At 60.4% G+C, this 17,718-nt stretch carries 15 protein-coding genes; 1 reads left to right on the top strand and 14 read right to left on the bottom strand.

Annotated elements, in window-relative coordinates; genetic code table 11:
* Positions 1-11: 11 nt before the first annotated feature.
* The 10 genes from brnQ to sdhC all read right to left on the bottom strand — a co-directional run bounded on the left by brnQ (position 12) and on the right by sdhC (position 13,052).
* Entirely contained in the window at positions 12-1,325 is a 1,314-nt protein-coding gene (gene brnQ, locus ACW4TB_RS10005; RefSeq protein ID WP_012315344.1) for a branched-chain amino acid transport system II carrier protein, read from the bottom strand.
* Positions 1,326-1,717: 392 nt separating this feature from the next.
* Positions 1,718-2,602, bottom strand: coding sequence for a succinate--CoA ligase subunit alpha (gene sucD, locus ACW4TB_RS10000; RefSeq protein ID WP_003254203.1), 885 nt, complete (start codon positions 2,600-2,602; stop codon positions 1,718-1,720).
* Positions 2,602-3,768: an ADP-forming succinate--CoA ligase subunit beta gene (sucC, locus tag ACW4TB_RS09995; protein WP_011534748.1), complete on the bottom strand. Its 1,167-nt coding sequence runs from the start codon at positions 3,766-3,768 to the stop codon at positions 2,602-2,604. Before sucC ends, sucD begins: the two co-directional genes overlap by 1 nt.
* 172 nt (positions 3,769-3,940) lie before the next feature.
* The gene (gene lpdA / locus ACW4TB_RS09990) at positions 3,941-5,377 is read right to left on the bottom strand and encodes a dihydrolipoyl dehydrogenase (protein ID WP_039602469.1); all 1,437 of its coding nucleotides are present in this window, start codon (positions 5,375-5,377) and stop codon (positions 3,941-3,943) included.
* A gap of 96 nt (positions 5,378-5,473) precedes the next feature.
* On the bottom strand, positions 5,474-6,694 hold the full coding sequence (odhB, locus tag ACW4TB_RS09985) for a 2-oxoglutarate dehydrogenase complex dihydrolipoyllysine-residue succinyltransferase (protein ID WP_455842966.1): 1,221 nt from the start codon (positions 6,692-6,694) through the stop codon (positions 5,474-5,476).
* A gap of 39 nt (positions 6,695-6,733) precedes the next feature.
* Positions 6,734-9,565 carry a 2-oxoglutarate dehydrogenase E1 component gene (locus ACW4TB_RS09980; RefSeq protein ID WP_012315347.1) on the bottom strand — a complete coding sequence of 944 codons (2,832 nt, stop codon included), beginning with the start codon at positions 9,563-9,565 and terminating at the stop codon, positions 6,734-6,736.
* Between the two features lie 246 nt (positions 9,566-9,811).
* Positions 9,812-10,516, bottom strand: a complete 705-nt coding sequence (locus tag ACW4TB_RS09975) for a succinate dehydrogenase iron-sulfur subunit (RefSeq protein ID WP_012315348.1) — start codon at positions 10,514-10,516, stop codon at positions 9,812-9,814.
* Positions 10,517-10,527: 11 nt separating this feature from the next.
* A complete protein-coding gene (sdhA, locus tag ACW4TB_RS09970) occupies positions 10,528-12,300 on the bottom strand; it encodes a succinate dehydrogenase flavoprotein subunit (RefSeq protein ID WP_012315349.1) in 1,773 nt (590 codons plus the stop codon).
* A gap of 3 nt (positions 12,301-12,303) precedes the next feature.
* Entirely contained in the window at positions 12,304-12,672 is a 369-nt protein-coding gene (gene sdhD / locus ACW4TB_RS09965) for a succinate dehydrogenase, hydrophobic membrane anchor protein (protein ID WP_003254214.1), read from the bottom strand.
* On the bottom strand, positions 12,666-13,052 hold the full coding sequence (gene sdhC, locus ACW4TB_RS09960; RefSeq protein WP_012315350.1) for a succinate dehydrogenase, cytochrome b556 subunit: 387 nt from the start codon (positions 13,050-13,052) through the stop codon (positions 12,666-12,668). Before sdhC ends, sdhD begins: the two co-directional genes overlap by 7 nt.
* A 352-nt stretch (positions 13,053-13,404) precedes the next feature.
* Between sdhC and gltA the strand changes: the two genes are divergently transcribed.
* Complete coding sequence (gene gltA, locus ACW4TB_RS09955) at positions 13,405-14,694, top strand: citrate synthase (protein ID WP_012315351.1); 1,290 nt, start codon at positions 13,405-13,407, stop codon at positions 14,692-14,694.
* Between the two features lie 68 nt (positions 14,695-14,762).
* Here the strand turns inward: gltA and ACW4TB_RS09950 are convergent, their stop codons facing one another.
* From ACW4TB_RS09950 to ACW4TB_RS09935, 4 genes are all read right to left on the bottom strand, one after another.
* Positions 14,763-15,368, bottom strand: a complete 606-nt coding sequence (locus ACW4TB_RS09950) for an START domain-containing protein (protein ID WP_279932646.1) — start codon at positions 15,366-15,368, stop codon at positions 14,763-14,765.
* A 34-nt stretch (positions 15,369-15,402) separates the two neighbouring features.
* Positions 15,403-15,657 carry a YkgJ family cysteine cluster protein gene (locus ACW4TB_RS09945; protein WP_012315353.1) on the bottom strand — a complete coding sequence of 85 codons (255 nt, stop codon included), beginning with the start codon at positions 15,655-15,657 and terminating at the stop codon, positions 15,403-15,405.
* A gap of 121 nt (positions 15,658-15,778) precedes the next feature.
* Complete coding sequence (locus ACW4TB_RS09940) at positions 15,779-16,177, bottom strand: hypothetical protein (protein WP_039601786.1); 399 nt, start codon at positions 16,175-16,177, stop codon at positions 15,779-15,781.
* 63 nt (positions 16,178-16,240) lie between these two features.
* Positions 16,241-17,683 carry an aminotransferase-like domain-containing protein gene (locus ACW4TB_RS09935; protein ID WP_012315355.1) on the bottom strand — a complete coding sequence of 481 codons (1,443 nt, stop codon included), beginning with the start codon at positions 17,681-17,683 and terminating at the stop codon, positions 16,241-16,243.
* Positions 17,684-17,718: the final 35 nt, after the last annotated feature.

Genomic DNA, 17,718 nt, shown 5'->3' with positions numbered 1-17,718 from the left:
GCGTCAACCTATCAGGCCAGCGCTTCACGCGGCTTGCCAAGCATACGGTCGCACGCCACAGCCGCCATCAGTGTCACCACCGACGGCACCAGCCAGGCCAGGCCCTGATCGCTCAGCGGCAGGTGTGCCATGAAGTCCGGCAAAACGTGGGCAATGCTGCTGCCCTTGATCGCATCAACCATGCCGAACAACAGCGACACTAGCATGACCGGCGCCATGATACGTGTTGGCGAATTCCACAGGTCATTGACGAAGCTCAGGCCTACCACCACGATGCACGGTGGGTAGATGGCAGTCAGCACCGGGATCGAGAACATGATCAGCTTGGTCAGGCCCAGGTTGGAAATCAGCAGCGAGAAGCCTGCCAGGATCACCACCAGTGCACGGTACGACAGCGGCAGGATCTGGCTGAAGTACTCGGCGCATGCGCAAGTCAGGCCTACGGCAGTCACCAGGCAGGCCAGCGCGATCAGTACCGCTAGGAAACCGCTGCCAAGCGAACCGAAGGTGTGCTGTACGTAGGCGTGCAATACCGCTGCACCGTTGGTGGCGCCAGCCGCGATCTCATGGCTGCTGGCCCCCAGCCGGAACAGGCTGATGTACACCAGCGCCAGGCCCACACCGGCAATCAGGCCGGCAATGATGGCATAGCGGGTGATCAGCTTCGGCGACTCGACACCCCGCGAACGGATGGCATTGACGATGACGATACCGAAGACCAGCGCACCCAGGGTATCCATGGTCAGGTAGCCATCGGAGAAGCCCTTGGAGAAGGCCGCAGCTGCATAGGCAGGCTGTGCTTCACCAATGGTGCCGGCAGGCAGCGCGAACGCAGCGATGCCAAGTACCGCCAGGGCGATAATCTTCAGCGGCGCGAGGAAACGGCCCACGGTATCGAGCAACTTGCCCGGGTACATGGACACGGCCAGTACCACGATGAAGTACACCAGGCTGTAGAGGAACAACGCCAACGGGCTTTCGCCGGTGAGCGGTGCCACACCCACTTCGAACGACACGGTTGCGGTGCGCGGGGTAGCGAACAGCGGGCCGACCGACAGGTAGCACACAGCCGCCAACAGGCCACCGAAGAACTTGCCGATCGGGCTGCTGAGCGCATCCATGCCACCACCAACCTTGGCCAGTGCGACCACGGTGATAACCGGCAGGCCCACAGCCGTAACCAGGAAGCCCAGAGCGGCCATCCAGACATGCGGCCCGGACTGCAGACCGACGATGGGCGGGAAGATGATATTGCCAGCGCCCACAAAAAGCGCAAACGTCATAAAGCCAAGCGCCAGGATATCCTGGCCTTTTAAAACTTTCATTTAGGGTAGTACCACACTGCTGAAATCGGGATTCGAGAAGGGATTTCCCCTTGAGTGAGGGAAATGCTGCCCGGCTTGATAGGCCAGACCCGTTTAGCGTGTCGTTCCCTTTTGGGGTACGGGCACAGAGTGAACGCGTAGATTAACCGTTTTACCCGGCAAACGCACTGGCACAGTGCTGCTTGTCCGATGTGCGTACATGTTTGTCGTCTGGTTGACCGTGTTCGACGACAATTTATTGCTGATTCGAGCAAATGTCTGGTTGAAAATCCTGATCAGGGTGATCGAACTTTCCGAAGGTGTGGGCGCAGTATTCACAGCCGCACAACGACAAAGGCCACCCGAAGGTGGCCTTTGTGCGCGTGGGGGTACTACATATTACTTCGTGTTACTTACTTCTTGGCTTCCCAGCCAGTCAGCTCGGCCAGGGCCTTGCCGATGTCAGCCAGGGAACGCACGGTCTTCACACCAGCGTCCTGCAGGGCGGCGAACTTCTCGTCCGCAGTGCCCTTGCCGCCGGAAATGATGGCGCCAGCGTGGCCCATGCGCTTGCCCGCAGGTGCAGTAACACCAGCGATGTAGGAAACGACAGGCTTGGTGACATGGGCCTTGATGTAGGCCGCAGCCTCTTCTTCAGCCGAACCGCCGATCTCACCGATCATGACGATCGCTTCGGTCTTCGGGTCTTCCTGGAACAGCTTCAGGATGTCGATGAAGTTCGAGCCTGGGATCGGGTCGCCGCCGATGCCCACGCAGGTCGACTGGCCGAAGCCGGCGTCGGTGGTCTGCTTGACCGCTTCGTAGGTCAGGGTGCCGGAACGCGAAACGATACCGACCTTGCCTGGCAGGTGGATGTGGCCTGGCATGATGCCGATCTTGCACTCGCCCGGAGTGATGACACCTGGGCAGTTAGGGCCGATCAGGGTAACGCCCAGCTCGTCGCACTTGACCTTGGCATCCAGCATGTCCAGGGTAGGAATGCCTTCGGTGATGCAGACGATCAGCTTGATGCCACCGAAGGCTGCTTCCAGGATCGAGTCTTTGCAGAACGGAGCCGGAACGTAGATCACCGAAGCGTCAGCGCCGGTAGCTTCCACGGCTTCCTTGACGGTGTTGAACACCGGCAGGCCCAGGTGGGTGGTGCCACCCTTGCCCGGGGTAACGCCGCCGACCATCTTGGTGCCGTAGGCAATGGCCTGTTCGGAGTGGAAAGTACCCTGCGAGCCGGTGAAGCCCTGGCAGATGACTTTGGTGTCTTTATTGATCAGGACGCTCATTACTTGCCCTCCGCAGCTTTGACAACTTGTTGAGCAGCGTCGGTCAGGCTGGTTGCCGCAATGATGTTCAAACCGCTTTCTGCCAGTACTTTTGCGCCCAGTTCGGCGTTGTTGCCTTCAAGGCGAACGACGACCGGAACCTTGACGCCGACTTCTTTCACTGCACCGATGATGCCTTCGGCAATCATGTCGCAGCGAACGATGCCGCCGAAGATGTTGACCAGTACGGCCGCGACATTGCTGTCGGACAGAATGATCTTGAACGCTTCGGTAACGCGCTCTTTGGTAGCACCGCCGCCTACGTCGAGGAAGTTGGCTGGCTTGCCGCCGTGCAGGTTGACGATGTCCATGGTACCCATGGCCAGGCCGGCACCGTTGACCATGCAGCCGATGTTGCCTTCCAGGGCAACGTAGTTCAGTTCGAACTTGGCAGCGTGGGCTTCACGAGCGTCGTCCTGCGACGGGTCGTGGAAGGTCTTCAGCTTGGGCTGACGGTACATGGCGTTGGCGTCGATGTTGATCTTGGCATCGAGGCAGTGCAGGTCGCCGTCGGCCTTGATCACCAGCGGGTTCACTTCCAGCAGGGCCAGATCGTGATCCTTGAACAGCTTGGCCAGGCCAACGAAGATCTTGGCGAACTGTTGAACCTGCTTGCCTTCCAGGCCCAGCTGGAATGCCAGTTCACGACCCTGGAACGGCTGAGCGCCGACCAGCGGGTCGATGGTAGCCTTGAGGATCTTCTCAGGCGTTTCGTGAGCGACTTTCTCGATGTCCACGCCACCTTCGGTGGACGCCATGAACACGATACGGCGGCTCGAACGATCCACTACAGCGCCCAGGTACAGCTCTTTGGCGATGTCAGTGCAGGATTCGACCAGAATCTTGGAGACGGGTTGACCGTTGGCATCAGTCTGGTAGGTAACCAGATTCTTGCCCAACCACTGTGCAGCGAACGCCTTGGCGTCTTCCTTGCTGCGAACCAGCTTGACGCCGCCCGCTTTACCGCGACCACCAGCGTGGACCTGGGCTTTGACAACCCACTCGGAACCGCCGATCTTGTCGCAGGCTTCTGCAGCTTGCTCAGGGGTATCGACAGCGAAACCCTTGGAAACTGGCAGGCCGTACTCAGCGAACAGCTGCTTACCCTGATACTCGTGAAGATTCATGCTTTTTACCGTCTTCGTTAGGTACTGCGCTTCGGCGCTGCGCCATTACTGGCGCCGCACCACCTGTGACCGTTGATCCCGGGTTTTCCCGTGTGATCCGGTCCGGCGGACGTTCCGCGGTGAGTCATGCACGCAAGACTCACGACGGGCAGCCCGCCGTGGTTTCTTATAATTAACGCTTCTTACGGTTGGCCACGTGAATGGCGCCGCCATTCACTGCCAGCGCTGCTTCATGCAACGCTTCGGACAGGGTTGGATGGCTGAAGACCATCATGCCCAGATCCTCGGCACTGGTGCCGAATTCCATTGCGATCGCGCCCTGCTGAACCAGTTCGGCAGCCGACGGGCCAATCACGTGTACACCCAGTACGCGGTCGGTCTTGGCATCGGCGATGACCTTGACGAAACCACCGGTGTCGTTGGCCGCCATCGCACGGCCGCTGGCCGCGAACGGGAAGGTGCCTACGTTAACCTCAACACCCTCGGCCTTCAAGGCTTGTTCGGTCTTGCCGACCCACGCGATTTCCGGGTGGGTGTAGATAACCGAAGGGATCAGGTCGTAGTTCATCTGGGCCTTGTGGCCCTTGATGCGCTCGACGACCATGATGCCCTCTTCCGAGGCCTTGTGCGCCAGCATCATGCCGCGGACAACGTCGCCGATGGCATAGACGCCCGGTACGCTGGTAGCGCAGTGGTCGTCAACGAAGATGTAGCCACGCTCGTCGATGTTCACGCCGCTGTCGGAGGCCAACAGGTCGGTGGTCACCGGGCGACGGCCGACCGCGACGATCAGCTTGTCGAAGGTGATCTTCTGCTCGCCTTCGGCGTTGGTGTAGGTCACTTCGACTTCGTTGCCGTTGACTTTCGAGCCGGTGACGCGAGCGCCCAGCTTGATGTCCAGGCCTTGCTTGGTCAGGGTCTTCTGGGCTTCTTTCGAGACTGCGGTGTCAGCAGCCATCAGGAAGGTGTCCAGGGCTTCCAGGACGGTGACTTCAGCACCCAGGCGAGCCCACACCGAGCCCAGCTCCAGGCCGATCACGCCGGCACCGATCACGCCCAGGCGCTTGGGAACCGACTGGAATTCCAGGGCGCCGGTGGAGTCGACGATGACGTTCTGGTCGACCGGAGCCGGCGGAATGTCGATCGGACGCGAGCCGGAGGCCAGGATCACGTTCTCGGCTTCGATGATTTCAGTGGTGCCATCAGCCTTGGTGACTTCGACTTTCTTGCCAGCCAGCAGTTTGCCGTGGCCCTGGATCGAAGTGACGCCATTGGCCTTGAACAGGGTGGCAACGCCACCGGTCAGGTTCTTGACGATGCCAGCCTTGCGACCAACCATCGCGGCCACGTCCATCTTCACTTCGCCAGTGGAGATGCCGTGGACGTTGAAGCTCTCTTTGGCTTCCTTGTACTTCCAGGAGCTGTCCAGCAGCGCCTTGGACGGAATGCAACCTACGTTCAGGCAGGTGCCACCCAGGGCCAGCTTGCCCTCGGCGTCGGTGTACTTCTCGATACAGGCAGTCTTCAGACCAAGTTGGGCAGCCTTGATGGCAGCCACATAACCGCCAGGACCTGCACCAATCACCACTACGTCGAATTTCTGGGTCATAAAAGATTCCTTTTTAGCTTCAAGCGGCAAGCTGCAAGCCGCAAGTCCAGCAGGCTTCGGCTTGAAGCTTGCGGCTTGCAGCTTACAGCTGCGCGATTAGATGTCCAGCAGCAGGCGGGACGGATCTTCCAGCAGGTTCTTGATGGTGACCAGGAAGGTTACCGCTTCCTTGCCGTCGATCAGGCGGTGATCGTACGACAGCGCCAGGTACATCATCGGGCGGATTACCACTTGGCCGTTGATGGCCATCGGACGCTGGATGATGTTGTGCATGCCGAGGATGGCGGCCTGCGGCGGGTTGACGATCGGGGTCGACATCATCGAGCCGAAGGTACCACCGTTGGTGATGGTGAAAGTGCCGCCGGTCATTTCTTCGATCGACAGCTTGCCGTCACGGGCCTTCTTGCCGAAGGTGGCGATGCCGTTCTCGATTTCAGCCAGGCTCATCGATTCGGCGTTGCGCAGTACAGGCACCACCAGGCCACGGTCGCTGGAGACGGCAACGCCGACGTCGGCAAAACCGTGGTAGACGATGTCGTTGCCGTCGATCGAAGCGTTGACAGCAGGGAAACGCTTCAGCGCTTCGGTAGCGGCCTTGACGAAGAACGACATGAAGCCCAGGCGCACGCCGTTATGGGTCTTCTCGAACAGGTCCTTGTACTTCGAACGCAGGGCCATGACTTCGGTCATGTCGACTTCGTTGAAGGTGGTCAGCATCGCCATGTTGGACTGGGCTTCAACCAGACGCTCGGCGATCTTGGCACGCAGGCGGGTCATCGGCACACGCTTCTCGGTGCGATCGCCAGCGGCGGTCACAACCGGTGCGGCAGCGGCAGGCTTGGCAGCCGGAGCAGCGGCAGGTGCGGACTTCTTGTTGGCAACTGCAGCAACCACGTCTTCCTTGGTGACGCGGCCACCTTTGCCGGTACCGGCAACGGTAGCCAGGTCGATGCCGTTCTCTTCAGCCAGCTTGCGCGCGGCTGGAGCGGCAACCGGGTCGTCTTCGCCGGCGTCGGCGGCAACGGCGGCCGGAGCAGCCGCGGCCGGAGCGGCAGCAGGCGCGGCGGCAGCAGCACCACCTTCCACGATCGAACCCAACACTTCGTCGGACAGGACGGTATCGCCCTCGCCCTTGACGATGTCGCCCATAACGCCATCGGCGGTAGCCAGTACTTCCAGGACGACCTTGTCGGTCTCGATGTCGACGATCAGCTCGTCACGCTTGACGGCTTCGCCCGGCTTCTTGTGCCAGGTGGCAACGGTGCCATCGGCAACCGATTCCGGGAAGGTTGGGGCTTTGATCTCGATAGCCATTATCAGTGTTTCCTTAAATTCGGTTTCAGGTGCGCGAAGGCGTTAAACAGTGAAGGCGTCTTGCAGCAGTTTTTCCTGCTGTTCGGCGTGCTTCGAAGCGTAACCACAGGCTGGCGCGGCGGAAGCGTCGCGGCCGGCGTATTCCAGGACCAGCGCCTTGTTGTGGCGGCCCAGGATACGGCGCATGTGGTGCTGGCTGCTGTACCAGGCGCCCTGGTTCATCGGCTCTTCCTGACACCAGACGGCATGCTTGAGGTTGGTGTACGGCGCCAGGATGTCGACCAGGTCGTCTTCCGGGAACGGGTACAACTGCTCGATACGCACGATAGCGATGTCTTCGCGGCCTTCGGCACGGCGTTTTTCCAGCAGGTCGTAATAGACCTTGCCACCACACAGCACCAGGCGTTCGACCTTCGCAGGATCCAGGGTGTCGATTTCCGGGATCACGGTCTGGAACGAACCTTCTGCAAGGTCCTCCAGGGTCGAGACGGCCAGCTTGTGGCGCAGCAGCGACTTGGGCGTCAGCACGATCAGCGGCTTGCGCAGCGGACGGATGACCTGACGACGCAGCAGGTGGTAGATCTGAGCTGGGGTGGTCGGTACGCAGACCTGGATGTTGTGCTCGGCGCACAGCTGCAGGTAACGCTCCAGACGCGCGGAGGAATGCTCCGGGCCCTGCCCTTCGTAACCGTGCGGCAGCAGCATGGTCAGACCGCACAGGCGGCCCCACTTGTGCTCACCGCTGGTGATGAACTGGTCGATCACCACCTGCGCACCGTTGGCGAAGTCGCCGAACTGTGCTTCCCAGATCACCAGCGCATTCGGCGTGGTGGTCGAGTAGCCGTATTCGAAGGCCAGTACCGCTTCTTCCGACAGGAAGGAGTCGTACAGGTCGAAGCGCGGCTGGCCCGGGAACAGGTTCTGCAGCGGCACGTAAGTGCTGGCATCCTTCTGGTTGTGCAACACCGCGTGGCGGTGCGAGAAGGTGCCACGGCCGATGTCCTGGCCAGTCATGCGGATCGGGTGACCTTCGAACTGCAGGGTGGCGTACGCCATGGTCTCTGCGTAACCCCAGTTGATCGGCAAGCCACCGGCCTGCATCTTCTGACGGTCTTCGTAGATCTTCGACACCTGACGCTGGACGACGAAGCCTTCCGGCAGCTCGAGGAGCTTGGCCGACAGGTCCTGCAGGGTCTTGAGGTCGAAACGGGTGTCGTGACGCGCAGTCCAGGCGTGGCCCAGGTACGGACGCCAGTCGACGAACAGCTCGCGGTTCGGCTCCTTGACCAGGCTCTTGACCACGTGCAGGCCGTTGTCCAGAGCATTGCGGTACTCGTCGATCTTGGCCTGGGCGCGCTCGGCATCGATGCGACCGGCCTGGATCAGCGCCTCGGCGTACAGCTCACGGGTGGTGCGCTGCTTGCTGATCTGCTGATACATCAGCGGCTGGGTACCGTTGGGCTCGTCGGCCTCGTTGTGGCCGCGACGACGGTAGCAGACCAGGTCGATGACCACGTCACGCTTGAACTGCATGCGGTAATCGATGGCCAGCTGGGTCACGAACAGCACCGCTTCCGGGTCATCGCCGTTCACGTGCAGGATCGGAGCCTGGATCATCTTGGCAACGTCGGTGGCGTACTCGGTGGAACGCGAGTCCAGCGGGTTGCTGATGGTGAAACCAACCTGGTTGTTGATCACGATGTGCACGGTACCGCCGGTCTTGAAACCGCGGGTCTGCGACATCTGGAAGGTTTCCATGACCACGCCCTGGCCTGCGAAGGCAGCGTCACCGTGGATCGAGATCGGCAGCACCTTGTCGCCGGCGGTATCGTTGCGGCGGTCCTGACGGGCGCGCACCGAACCTTCGACCACCGGGGAGACGATTTCCAGGTGTGACGGGTTGAACGCCATGGCCAGGTGAACTTCGCCACCGGTGGTCATCACGTTCGAGGAGAAGCCCTGGTGATACTTCACGTCACCGGAGCCCAGCTCGTTCATCTTCTTGCCTTCGAACTCGTCGAACAGCTCGCGCGGGTTCTTGCCGAAGGTGTTGACCAGCACGTTCAGACGGCCGCGGTGGGCCATGCCGATCACGACTTCCTTGGTGCCGTAGGAGCCGGACCGCTGGATCATTTCGTCCAGCATCGGGATCAGGCTTTCGCCACCCTCAAGGCCGAAACGTTTGGTCCCCGGGTACTTGGTGCCCAGGTACTTCTCGAGACCTTCACCGGCCGTCACGCGCTCAAGCAGGTGGGCCTGCACGTCGGCGGAGAAGTCCGGACGGCCGCGCACGCTTTCCAGGCGCTGCTGGAACCAGCTGCGCTGCTCGGAATCGACGATGTGGGTGAACTCGGCGCCAATGGTGCGACAATATGTCTTCTGGAGCGCCTCGACGATCTCGCGTAGGCTCGCTTCCTCTTTGCCGATGTACAGGTCGCCGGCACGGAAGGTCGTATCAAGATCGGCATTGGTCAAGCCGTAGTGATTGATCGACAGGTCTACGGGCGCAGGGCGCTGCCACAACCCCAAGGGGTCGAGCTTGGCAGCCTGATGGCCGCGCATACGATAGGCCTGGATCAGTCGCAGAACTTCAACCTGCTTCTTCTCGTGTTCACTGCTCACGCTCCCGGCAGATACCGGTTGGGCGCGGCGCTGGTTCTTTGCCAGCAGTACGAAATGGTCGCGGATTGTCGAGTGCGATACATCGGTAGCGGTGCTGCCGTCGGCGGGCAACTTCTGGAAGTAAGTGCGCCACTCTTCTGGCACAGCGTTAGGGTCGTGCAGGTAGAGTTCGTAGAGCTCTTCCACATATGCAGCGTTACCACCTGAAAGGTGGGCGCTTTCCCACATGCGCTGCATCACGCTTTCTTGCATGCTTGGTCACCCTCGGTTAGGGGACTGATCGGCGAGAGCCACAGCAAACCTGGAAAAGTCCGAACACAGCGACTGAACCACGCCACTTGGATCCTGCTGATTTTCCGGGTACCAGCCCGGAAAGCCCCTGCTGGTCTCATATCTTCATAGGTATCGAGCGCGGGCTTTTTGGGCCCTTGCTCAGGTTTTACCTCAGTGCGGGTTCACCACCCGCACCTCGGCTTACTGCAGTTACAACGCTTTGAATCAGGTGCCGCTTTGCAGCAGCATGTTACGTACGTGGCCGATTGCCTTGGTCGGGTTCAGACCCTTAGGGCAAACGTTGACGCAGTTCATGATCCCGCGGCAGCGGAAGACGCTGAACGGGTCATCCAGGGACGCCAGGCGCTCCTGGGTCTTGGTGTCACGGCTGTCGGCCAGGAAGCGATAGGCCTGCAGCAAGGCGGCGGGGCCCAGGAACTTGTCCGGGTTCCACCAGAACGATGGGCAGGAAGTCGAGCAGCAAGCGCACAGGATGCACTCGTACAGACCGTCCAGCTTGTCGCGATCTTCCGGCGACTGCAGACGCTCGATGGCCGGGGCCGGCGTGTCGTTCTGCAGGAATGGCTTCACCTTCTCGTACTGCTTGTAGAAGATGCTCATATCGACGACCAGGTCACGAATGACCGGCAGGCCAGGCAGCGGGCGCAGAACCAGCTTGTTACCCTTGACCACACCGGAAAGCGGCGTGATGCAGGCCAGGCCGTTCTTGCCGTTCATGTTCATGCCATCGGAACCGCAAACGCCTTCACGGCAGGAGCGACGGTACGAGAAGCCCTCGTCCTTCTCCTTGATCAGCGCCAGCACGTCCAGCACCATCAGGTCTTTGCCGCCGGTATCGACGTCGAACGACTCCATCTTGGGCGCCGAGTCGGTATCCGGGTTGTAGCGATAAACTTCGACTTTCAACATAGCAGTCACCCTCAATAAGTCCGGACTTTTGGTTCGAAGGCTGGAACAGTCTTCGGCGCAAAGTTGACGCCACGCTTGGCCACGCGCTTCTCACCCGGGTAGTACAGGGTGTGGCACAGCCAGTTTTCGTCGTCACGGTCTTCGAAGTCTTCACGGGCGTGAGCGCCGCGGGACTCTTTACGGGCTTCGGCCGCGATGGCGGTAGCTTCGGCGACTTCCAACAGGTTCTGCAGCTCCAGCGCTTCGATACGCGCGGTGTTGAAGGCCTGGGACTTGTCGTTGATCTTCACGTTGGCGATGCGGTCACGCAGACCAGCCAGCTGCTCGATACCCTTCTGCATGTATTCGCCAGTACGGAATACACCGAAGTAGTTCTGCATGCAGCTTTGCAGCTCACGCTTGAGGCTTGCAACGTCTTCGCCAGTGGTACGCTCGTTGAGCTTGTTCAGGCGGTTCAGGGCGACGTCGACATCGGTATCGCTGGCATCGCGGTACTCGACGCCTTCGCTCAGCGCCTTCTCCAGGTGCAGGCCGGCGGCGCGGCCGAATACGACCAGGTCGAGCAGCGAGTTACCGCCCAGGCGGTTGGCACCGTGAACCGATACGCACGCCACTTCACCCACGGCGAACAAGCCCGGAATGATGTGGTCCTTGCCTTCGGCGTCCATGGTGATGGCCTGGCCATGGATGTTGGTGGCAACACCACCCATCATGTAGTGGCAGGTCGGCACGACCGGCACCGGCGCTACAACCGGGTCGACGTGAGCGAAGGTCTTGGACAGTTCGCAGATGCCTGGCAGGCGGCTGTGCAGCACTTCCTCGCCCAGGTGGTCCAGCTTCAGCAGTACGTGGTCCTTGTTCGGGCCCACGCCGTTGCCAGCGATGATCTCTTTGACCATGGAACGGGCGACCACGTCGCGGCCGGCCAGGTCTTTGGCGTTCGGAGCATAACGCTCCATGAAACGCTCGCCGTGGGCGTTGATCAGGTAGCCACCCTCACCGCGGCAACCCTCGGTAACCAGTACACCAGCGCCGGCGATGCCGGTCGGGTGGAACTGCCACATCTCGATGTCCTGCACCGGCACACCGGCACGCAGGGCCATGCCGACGCCGTCACCGGTGTTGATCAGGGCGTTGGTGGTCGAGGCGTAGATACGGCCCGCACCGCCAGTGGCCAATACGGTGGCCTTGGACTTGATGTACAGGGTTTCGCCGGTTTCGATGCAGATCGCGATCACACCCACGAACGCGCCGTCCTGGTTTTTCACCAGATCAACAGCGTAGTACTCGTTCAGGAAGGTGGTGCCCGCTTTCAGGTTGCCCTGATAGAGGGTGTGCAGCAGTGCGTGGCCGGTACGGTCGGAAGCAGCACAGGTACGCGCAGCCTGGCCGCCCTTGCCGAAGTCCTTGGACTGGCCGCCGAACGGACGCTGATAGATACGACCGGTTTCGGTACGCGAGAACGGCAGGCCCATGTGGTCCAGCTCGAAGACCGCAGCAGGGCCTTCCTGGCACATGTATTCGATAGCGTCCTGGTCACCGATGTAGTCGGAACCTTTGACGGTATCGTACATGTGCCAGCGCCAGTCGTCGTTCGGGTCGGCCGAAGCGATGGCGCAGGTGATGCCGCCCTGGGCGGAAACAGTGTGCGAACGGGTCGGGAAGACCTTGGTGACCACGGCAGTCTTGTGACCGCCCTGGGCCAGCTGCAGCGCTGCGCGCATGCCGGCGCCGCCGCCACCGATGATGATGGCGTCGAAGGAAATGGTTGGAATGCTAGCCATGGATCAGATACCCCAGAGAATCTGCACACCCCAGACGAAGTAAGCGAACATCGCAACGCCGCATACCGCCTGGAACAGGAAACGAATCGCAGTTGCCGACTTGCCGAACGACATTGGCGTCAGGTAGTCGGTTGCAATGGTCCACATGCCGACCCAGGCGTGAGCGCCCAGGGCAACGAGGGCCAGCAGACTGAAGATCCGCATCGCGTTATTGGAGAACAGACCATGCCACTGGGTGTAGTCGATGCCTGGGTGGGCGACCACGTAGCCGATCAGGAAGAGAAAGTAAGCCGCGAGAACGACCGCCGAGACGCGCTGCGCCATCCAGTCATAGAGGCCCGAACGCGACAGGTTCGTGACATTGGTTACCATACCCAAACTCCCACCAGAACGATCAGCACCACGGAGATGACGATCACGATTTTCGAGCCCAGCTTGCCGCCTTCCAGCGTCTCACCGATACCCATGTCCATGATCAGGTGACGCACACCTGCCACGAGGTGATAAAGCAGGGCGGATAGCAGGCCCCAGGTCACGAACTTGGCCAGCGGGCTGGTCAGACACGCCTTCACCTCACCGAAGCCTTCCTCGGAACCCAGCGACTTGCCCAGTGCATAAAGCATGATGGCAAGGCCGAGGAACAGGATGACGCCGGAGATACGGTGCAGGATGGACGTGTACGCTGTGACAGGGAGCTTGATGGTCCTTAGGTCTAGGTTTACAGGTCGTTGGCTTTTCACGGCTTTTTTCACACTGAAGAGCCCCTAGCGAATCAGGGCAAAGTTGTTGGTAAGTGTACTGGTCAGGTACCCACCACCCAGGGAACGGCGACCCCCAGCAGTTCGGGCTTGCAAGCCCCTGGCGGTCGGGTGCCGAGTATAGACAGTTAGGCTGCTTATGACAACGTGACGGGGTAGCCCAAATAGCGCATTGCCTTTAGCGAGCAAAAGGCGTAAATGGGCGAGAATTTCGCGAAAAATCAGGCCCCAGAGCGGGTTTCAACCAGCCTTTAGGCAAATTGACATTCGAATTTACTTCTCTATAGTGGTGCGGGCCCTGCGTGGGGGGTCTGTCTGATGATTTCAAGCATTAATAGGAGGCCACATGGCTGACAAAAAAGCGCAGTTGGTCATCGAGGGCGCTGCCCCCGTCGAGCTGCCCATTTTAACCGGCACCGTTGGTCCTGATGTAATCGACGTCCGCGGGTTGGGGGCCACTGGTCACTTCACCTTCGACCCTGGTTTCATGGCGACCGCTTCGTGCGAGTCGAAGATCACCTATATCGACGGCGACAAGGGCGTGCTGCTGCACCGCGGCTACCCCATCGAACAACTCGCCGAGCAATCGGACTACCTGGAAACCTGCTACCTGCTGCTCAACGGCGAACTGCCCAATGCCGAGCAGAAGGCCCAGTTCGTCAGCACCGTCAAGAACCACACCATGGTTCATGAGCAGCTGAAGTCCTTCTTCAACGGTTTCCGCCGCGACGCCCACCCCATGGCCGTAATGTGCGGCGTGGTCGGCGCCCTGTCGGCGTTCTACCACGACTCCCTGGACATCAATAACCCGCAACACCGCGAAATTTCCGCGGTGCGCCTGGTCGCCAAGATGCCGACCCTGGCCGCGATGGTTTACAAGTACTCCATGGGCCAGCCGATGATGTACCCGCGCAACGACCTGTCGTACGCGGAAAACTTCCTGCACATGATGTTCAACACCCCGTGCGAGATCAAACCGATCAGCCCGGTACTGGCCAAGGCAATGGACAAGATCTTCATCCTCCATGCCGATCACGAGCAGAACGCCTCCACCTCCACCGTCCGCCTGGCCGGCTCTTCGGGTGCCAACCCGTTCGCCTGTATCGCCGCCGGTATCGCCGCACTGTGGGGCCCTGCCCACGGCGGTGCGAACGAAGCCGTGCTGACCATGCTCGATGAAATTGGCGATGTTTCCAACATCGACAAGTACATCGCCAAGGCCAAGGACAAGAACGACCCGTTCAAGCTGATGGGCTTCGGTCACCGCGTGTACAAGAACCGCGATCCGCGCGCCACCGTGATGAAGAAAACCTGCGACGAAGTCCTGGGCGAACTCGGCATCAAGAACGACCCGCAGCTGGAACTGGCGATGCGCCTGGAAGAGATCGCGCTCACCGATCCGTACTTCATCGAGCGCTCGCTGTACCCGAACGTCGACTTCTACTCAGGCATTATCCTGAAGGCGATCGGCATCCCAACCAGCATGTTCACCGTGATCTTCGCCCTGGCACGTACCGTGGGCTGGATCTCGCACTGGAAAGAAATGCTCTCCAGCCCGTACAAGATTGGCCGCCCGCGCCAGCTGTATACCGGCGAGCTGCAGCGTGACATCGTTGAGCTGAAGGACCGCAAGTAAGCTTTTGAAGCCGAACGCAAAAGGCTGCCCTCGGGCAGCCTTTTTTATTGCCTTGTCCCTTGCTGGCTTCAGTTCTTCTCTGCCCGCTCGCGCAAGCTTTTCAGGGTATTGAACGGCGCATCTACTACAAACTTGTTGGCCACCATGGCTGGCACACTACCACCCGGCTCAGTGTGTACCTGATAGGTCACTTCTGTACTGCCCCCCTTGGGCACCAACTTCCAGAAGCCTTCGACTTTCGCCACCCGTACAAAGCCCTTCTCTTCGGGTATATAGGTCGGCTCCTCTTTGAGGTTACGCGTCAGGCTGCCATCGGCGCTTTCGACGGTCGTGACGTGCAACACCGAATCGCGCGGCGTTACCGGCCAAGGCGTGTTGAACTGGGTGTAGGTCCAGCTCTGATCACCTTCATGCTTGAGCAGCTTCTGAGACTTGCACTCATGTATCCAGGTGCACGCGCCTGCCACGTCTTCCTGCAATGCCTGCACCTTGGCCAAAGGCGCCTTGATCAAGGTCACACCACGGTAGGCCTTGTACTTGGAACCCGGCACTTCACTGAGAGAGACCTTGATCCCCTCCTCGTCCTTGGCCACCTGCCAGTTCTCGGCCCAGGCCACAGGCGCCATCAGCAAGCCCACGCCACACAGCAGTGCAATACGCTTGAACGATCTCATCATCTTTATCCTTGTTGTCGAAGATCCAGCCTTGTCACGCCGCCGTCATCTGCTCCCACCAACCGAGAATCCTGATTGCCTCGTCGCGATCATTGCCGCACACCTCGATATCCGCCTTGAACCCACCACAGACCGCCGGCCGCTCGGGCTTGCCGAACAGGTCGCAGAGGTTGTCGGCGGTCAGGTGCAGGCAGCGCATGCCAGCCGGCTTGCCGTCCGGCATGCGTGGCATTGCGGAAGTGATGGACGGGGCGATGCAGCAGGCACCGCAACCCTCACGGCATTTCATGAAATCAGGACCCCCTGAAACAAAACGGGACGAACGTCCCCGGATACTAACCGCTCAAACATACGTTTGAAATTGCTGGCCCGATGAAATCTGCAGTGACCCGGCAGTCAGTTCGCCCAGGCTATTGGCGGAACTCAAACTCGATCGCCGCCCCTTCCACATCACGCCGGCTGTCATTGCGCAACTGCAGCTGCATCTCGTTACTGATCAAGCGGCCATTGAGCTGGAACGGGCTGTCACCGGCATGCGGTTTGTCCGTAAACATGGCCGGCAGCAAGGGCTTGCGGCGCGTGACTGAACTGCCGACGCTGGGCTCAAGCTGGTTGACCATCTCGGCAGGCAGGCTCAGATCCAGGTGCGCCGCGGGCAATTGCTGGGTTGCCGCCTTGCTTGCGGGCTTGTGCGCAGGCGACGCCTTGGCGTTGTCCGCTTTGGCAGGCTGCGCAGCGTGGGCCACACCAGAGGTCAAACACACTGGCGTGAGGCAAAAAACCAGGGCAATACGACGCAACAGTTTCATGGACATCGATAGGCAAGCTTCAAGAGTGCGTATGCTCTCTGTTCCGCCTGCGCCTGGCAAGCGTTACAAAAGCGCAGTTGCAGACTCCCTGCACAATTGCTGGGCCAGCATACCCAGCGTCATAACCGCCCGTTCGGCTTCCTTGTTCCATGGAATCCCACAGTTGAGACGGATGCAGTGGTTGAACTGCTCGGTATTACTGAAGATAAGCCCAGGGGCGATACTGATCCCCTGCTCAAGCGCACGCACGTGAAGCTCTTGAGTATTGACCCGCCCCGGCAGGCTGACCCACAGAATGAAGCCGCCCGTGGGCCGGGTCATCTGCGTACCCTCGGGAAAGTGCTGTTGCACAGCCAACTGGTAGGCACTGAGGTTCTTGCGGTACTCCTGACGGATATACCGCAGGTGGCGATCATAGCCGCCGTTCTCCAGGTAAGCCGCCACCCCCATCTGCGTGACACTGCAGGCCGAGTGGGTGGTGAAGGTCTGCAGCCGCTGGATTTCGTCCTGGTATCGCCCCGCCACCATCCAGCCAACGCGTACGCCGGGTGACAACGTCTTGGAAAAGCTCGAGCAGTAGATCACACGGTCCAGCCGGTCGAATGCCTTGAGCGCTTTGGTCTTGCCCTGCTCGAACATCAACTCGCCATAGATGTCGTCTTCGACGATCTGGATGTCGAAGTCCGAAGCCAGGCGCAACAACTGCTTCTGCCGCTCTTCGGGAATAGTGCCGCCCAGTGGGTTGCTCAGACGCGTGGTCAGCACCAGCGCCTTGATCGACCATTGATTGGCCGCAAGTTGCAGCGCTTCCAGACTGATGCCGGTGGACGGGTCGCTGGGGATCTCGATCACCTTCAGCCCGAGCAAATCAGCCAACTGCAGCAGGCCGTAATAGGTGGGCGACTCCGCAGCAATCAGATCCCCCGGGCGGGTCAGCACGCGCAGTGACATTTGCAGGGCATCGACACAGCCATGGGTAACGATCACTTCACTGGGATCGACCAGCACGCCCGCATCACGCATGCGGATAGCGATCTGCCGACGCAACGGCTCGAAGCCCGGGCTGAACATATAGCTGAACGCACGTGGGCTGTGAAAACGGGTGACCTTGGCAATCTGCTGATGCAAGGCACGCACCGGCAAGTAGTCGACATGGGGAACGGCGGCACCGAACGCAAACACGCCATCACGACGGGCCTCGGTCAGTACCTGCTGGATGATGCTCGCGCGGGTGACCAGGCCGGGGCGCTCGACCCTGGCAATATCCGGTGTCTGCGCAGTCAAAGCCGGGGTCTGGTGCACGTAGTAGCCAGACTGCGGCCGGGCGCGGATCAGCCCCTGGTCTTCGAGATTGGCATAGGCCTGCAGTACCGTGGCATGGCTGACGTTGAGCTGGGCGCTCATCTTGCGCACGGACGGCACGCGCTCGCCTGGCTGATAGACACCACGGCGGATGTCATCGGCCAGTTGCTGGGCGATACGCTGATACAGCAGCAGGTTGGTCATGGCGATATCTCGACGCGCGGACGGCTCATTGTTCT

The organism is Lelliottia jeotgali (assembly GCF_977070485.1).
This window is presented reverse-complemented; position numbering and strand designations above follow the sequence as displayed.

Coding starts and splice junctions, on each gene's coding strand:
- ACW4TB_RS09935 (WP_012315355.1), bottom strand. CDS start 17,683: ATGACCAACCTGCTGCTGTATCAGCGTATCGCCCAGCAACTGGCCGAT.
- ACW4TB_RS09940 (WP_039601786.1), bottom strand. CDS start 16,177: ATGAAACTGTTGCGTCGTATTGCCCTGGTTTTTTGCCTCACGCCAGTG.
- gltA (WP_012315351.1), top strand. CDS start 13,405: ATGGCTGACAAAAAAGCGCAGTTGGTCATCGAGGGCGCTGCCCCCGTC.
- ACW4TB_RS09975 (WP_012315348.1), bottom strand. CDS start 10,516: ATGTTGAAAGTCGAAGTTTATCGCTACAACCCGGATACCGACTCGGCG.
- ACW4TB_RS09945 (WP_012315353.1), bottom strand. CDS start 15,657: ATGAAATGCCGTGAGGGTTGCGGTGCCTGCTGCATCGCCCCGTCCATC.
- sdhA (WP_012315349.1), bottom strand. CDS start 12,300: ATGGCTAGCATTCCAACCATTTCCTTCGACGCCATCATCATCGGTGGC.
- brnQ (WP_012315344.1), bottom strand. CDS start 1,325: ATGAAAGTTTTAAAAGGCCAGGATATCCTGGCGCTTGGCTTTATGACG.
- lpdA (WP_039602469.1), bottom strand. CDS start 5,377: ATGACCCAGAAATTCGACGTAGTGGTGATTGGTGCAGGTCCTGGCGGT.
- sdhD (WP_003254214.1), bottom strand. CDS start 12,672: ATGGTAACCAATGTCACGAACCTGTCGCGTTCGGGCCTCTATGACTGG.
- sucC (WP_011534748.1), bottom strand. CDS start 3,768: ATGAATCTTCACGAGTATCAGGGTAAGCAGCTGTTCGCTGAGTACGGC.
- ACW4TB_RS09980 (WP_012315347.1), bottom strand. CDS start 9,565: ATGCAAGAAAGCGTGATGCAGCGCATGTGGGAAAGCGCCCACCTTTCA.
- sucD (WP_003254203.1), bottom strand. CDS start 2,602: ATGAGCGTCCTGATCAATAAAGACACCAAAGTCATCTGCCAGGGCTTC.
- ACW4TB_RS09950 (WP_279932646.1), bottom strand. CDS start 15,368: ATGAGATCGTTCAAGCGTATTGCACTGCTGTGTGGCGTGGGCTTGCTG.